Raw genomic sequence first — 3,414 nt, 5'->3', positions numbered from 1 at the left:
AGCCGGTCGGGTTCGACGATTTCGCTCGGGCTGTATCTGGGTATAAAAAGGGAGGAAGTGGCCAATTTTTCATTTCTGATGGTCATCCCGGTGATCGGGGGCGCCATGCTGCTCAAGACGGTGGAGATGGTGGAGGCCGGCGTGCCCTTTGATACGTTGCTGGGACTCGTCATTGGATTTGTAACCTCATTTGTCTCGGGTTATTTTGCCCTCAAATATTTGATTATCCTGCTCCGCAGCAAGGGCATTCACCCGTTTGCGTGGTATTGCTGGATGTTAGGTGGCGTGGGAGTCCTGTACTATTGGTAAATTTCATATTTACAGTTGATGCCGTTTTTAAATTTATCTACCTTTGAAGCCACTAAAACAAATTGGATGATATGATTACTTACTCTTTTATCTTTTTAGCGGTATTGGCCGTTGCGTCCGCACTGGCGATGGTCATAAACAAGAATACCGTCAACAGTGCGCTTTTTTTGGTATTGAACATGGTATCACTCGCTGGGATGTACCTGTTGCTGGAGGCACAGTTTTTGGCCATTATACAGATTTTGGTGTATGCGGGCGCCATTATGGTACTCTTTTTATTTGTCATAATGCTGCTTAATGTGGATGAGGAGCAGAGCCTGTTCAATAAATTTCGTATCAAATATTTTGTGGCCTTTTTGCTGGGGGTCGGCGTATTTTCTCAGATCCTATACAGCATCGGCAGCTTTTCTGATGCGCTTCCGGTTGTTTCTGAAAAGATGGCTGAAATGGGCACGGTGGAAGCCGTGGGCGATGTGCTTTACACGGATTACCTGTTGCCTTTTGAATTAACCGCTATCCTTTTGACTGCGGCCGTCGTGGGTGCCCTCATCGTTGCACAACTTAAAATTAAACCTGCTACAGAAGAATAAGAGTAAGATGATTAGTATAGATTGGTATTTGGCCCTTAGTGCTATCCTGTTTACGATCGGAATTATCGGTGTGCTCATCCGTAAGAATGCGATCGTCATATTTATGTGCGTAGAGCTGATGCTGAACGCCGTAAACCTGACTCTCATATCATTCAGCAGCCACTATGGCAATGTAGACGGACAGATTCTGGTTTTCTTTTCGCTGGCTGTGGCCGCAGCTGAAGCGGTCGTGGGACTGGCGATTATTATTGCAATCTTTCGAAATAATCTGTCCGTTGATATCAGCCGCGTTAATTTATTGCGATGGTAAACCGGCTGGAGCCGTAGAAAATAATCCTTATAGCCAATCCATGATTTTCCGGCTGCCCCTGCTCTTATCTCATCTTTTCTTTACGTCGGAAGGCTATTTCCATCGTTTCCCGTTCCCTGGGGCTGTCCCTGTTAGCTGATACAACAAGTTACGCTAAGAGAGGAGAGGCAAAGGTGGTCAAGGTGTGGAAATGTTATTTTTTCAGCGTCTGTACCGCTGTTACCCTACATTTATTACCAAGATATGCTGCGAGCTTATACCTAAAAATAACAAAAGCTCATTACCTTTACGAGAGGTAGCGCTATTCTATATTTTTTTATTTGTGGGAGATACAGGTTGGCAGCTTGTCTTTCGAAGCCCTAACGCAGCAGGTGGGGGCATTGCCATTGCGAGCATATCCAGAACTCATATCATATCAATACAAACAGGGCCATTAAAATAAATCCCAGGAGGATAAAAGCCATGGCGGCATGAATAGGCGCTGTGAAATCATCCGTCTTTACAGGCCGGCCGGATGCATCGGTATCCCCGGAGTAGATATACTTTCGGGGGTTTCTGGAAAAGCGGCTGATCGTTTGGGCCGCCCGAAGCACCATGTTCTCGGCAGCGGCAAAAACACGATCCGGAAACTGTACGAAAATCGTTCGGACGAGATGGGCCGGCCGGCGATAAAACCAGTCGAGATCAAGCGAGATATTGGGAGCTGTATTGAGTTTGTCTTTCAATAACCAAAAACCGATAAAGCCGAATATCAGAATTTGAGTCATCTCTACAAGGTGGTAGGCTGTATAGGGATGGTATTCCACCGGGTAGGGAAGGGAGTTATACAGCAGAGAAGGAAAGACGCCGAACAAGATACAGAAAAAGGCGGCGATCCCCATAGCGATTTTCATGTTGAGGGGTACGTGACCCACCGTAAACTCGCTTTTAGCCGAGCCGAACCAGGTGAAGTAGGGCAGTTTTAGTCCCGTATGCAAGAACGTACCTATAGAGGCTAAAAGCAGTATTATGGTAGCCGTTTCCATATGCGCATCACCGACGGCGCTGATAATCATCGACTTGCTTATAAAGCCATTAAACAGCGGAGCTCCGGAAATGGCCAATCCCCCGATGATATAAAGGATCACAACCAGGGGCATTTTCTTTGCAAAGCCGCCAAGTTCCGAAAGCTTGTTTTTGCCTGTGGCATACATGACGGCGCCGGCACCCATAAAGAGCAGTGATTTGTACAATATATGGCTGAAGGCATGGACTGCTGCCCCGTTAAGAGCCATCTCGGTACCGATGCCAATGCCCGTAACCATGTATCCAATCTGACTAATGATACTGTAGGCGAGAATTTCACGTATGTCATTGGCAAGCAGCGCGTAGATAGTCCCCCAGACAGCCATAATCAGTCCGGCCCAGATCAGGATATCCCAGCCGGGAAACAGGCGGATCAACACATAGACCGCAGATTTTGTTGTCAGGGCGCACATGAAGACCGCCCCGGTAATGGTCGCTTTGGGATAGGCATCCGCCAGCCAGGCATGCAGCGGGGGAATAGCGGAGTTGATGGCCACACCGGTAAGCATAAGCGTGCTTGAAAGCGTATATTCCGGGGTCAGGGGACTTAACAGCAGAGAGCCTCCCTCCGAAAGATGCAGCAGTATCCCGCTGAGCAGGAGTCCCCCGCCCAGCGCGTGTACCAGGATATAACGCATCCCCGCCTTGTCGGACTGCTCCGTTCGCCGGGCCCAGATCAGGTAGGAGGAAGCCACGGCCATAATTTCCCAGTAGACAATGAGCGTAAAAAAGTCCCCCGCAAAAGTAACCCCGAGAGCACCGCCGGCATAGGCAAGGGCGGAGGTCTGCTGGCCCAGCTCTTTCATGTGCAGGGCATAGATCCCGCCTACGATGGTGATAAGTGCGAAGATGGTCCCAAAGATCCGGCTCAGGGCATCAACCTTGAGCAGGTGAAGCTCGTAATCCGCCAGTGTAGCCTGCATCAGGCTTCCCTCGGGAAGCATCCAAAGAACGCCCAGGGCTATGGCCGGAAACAGAATAAATGCCGTCCCGCGCGTTTGCCGGGGAAGTAACGGCAGCATAAATGCTCCGGCAATTAGAATGACGGCCGGTATAATAAAAATTTCAACGGTCATAGTAATCTTCGTCGCTTAAGAGGATTAATTTTCCCAGCCACCGGGAGAGAAATATGAGAATGGC

General features: G+C 48.9%; 4 protein-coding genes. 3 read left to right on the top strand and 1 reads right to left on the bottom strand.

All coding sequences use genetic code 11. The features are described 5' to 3' along the window. From ACESLU_RS13155 to nuoK, 3 genes are all read left to right on the top strand, one after another. A partial coding sequence (locus ACESLU_RS13155) for an undecaprenyl-diphosphate phosphatase (protein WP_372639091.1) occupies window positions 1-309 on the top strand: 309 nt, incomplete at its 5' end. 71 nt (window positions 310-380) lie between these two features. Continuing rightward, the gene (locus ACESLU_RS13150) at window positions 381-899 is read left to right on the top strand and encodes an NADH-quinone oxidoreductase subunit J (protein ID WP_372639090.1); all 519 of its coding nucleotides are present in this window, start codon (window positions 381-383) and stop codon (window positions 897-899) included. Window positions 900-906: 7 nt separating this feature from the next. Next, a complete protein-coding gene (gene nuoK / locus ACESLU_RS13145; protein ID WP_073062595.1) occupies window positions 907-1,209 on the top strand; it encodes an NADH-quinone oxidoreductase subunit NuoK in 303 nt (100 codons plus the stop codon). A gap of 410 nt (window positions 1,210-1,619) precedes the next feature. On the opposite strand, the gene ACESLU_RS13140 is transcribed toward nuoK, so the two are convergent. Next, entirely contained in the window at window positions 1,620-3,350 is a 1,731-nt protein-coding gene (locus ACESLU_RS13140) for a Na(+)/H(+) antiporter subunit D (RefSeq protein WP_372639089.1), read from the bottom strand. Window positions 3,351-3,414: the final 64 nt, after the last annotated feature.

The organism is Fodinibius sp. (assembly GCF_041642155.1).
Lineage (GTDB): Bacteria > Bacteroidota > Rhodothermia > Balneolales > Balneolaceae > Fodinibius.
The sequence above is the reverse complement of the archived record's forward strand: the minus strand, read 5'-3'. Positions and strand labels throughout refer to the sequence as shown.

What these genes read in the sequence shown, in the direction of transcription:
- ACESLU_RS13140 (WP_372639089.1), bottom strand. Translation starts at nt 3,350, where the DNA reads ATGACCGTTGAAATTTTTATTATACCGGCCGTCATTCTAATTGCCGGA.
- ACESLU_RS13150 (WP_372639090.1), top strand. Translation starts at nt 381, where the DNA reads ATGATTACTTACTCTTTTATCTTTTTAGCGGTATTGGCCGTTGCGTCC.
- nuoK (WP_073062595.1), top strand. Translation starts at nt 907, where the DNA reads ATGATTAGTATAGATTGGTATTTGGCCCTTAGTGCTATCCTGTTTACG.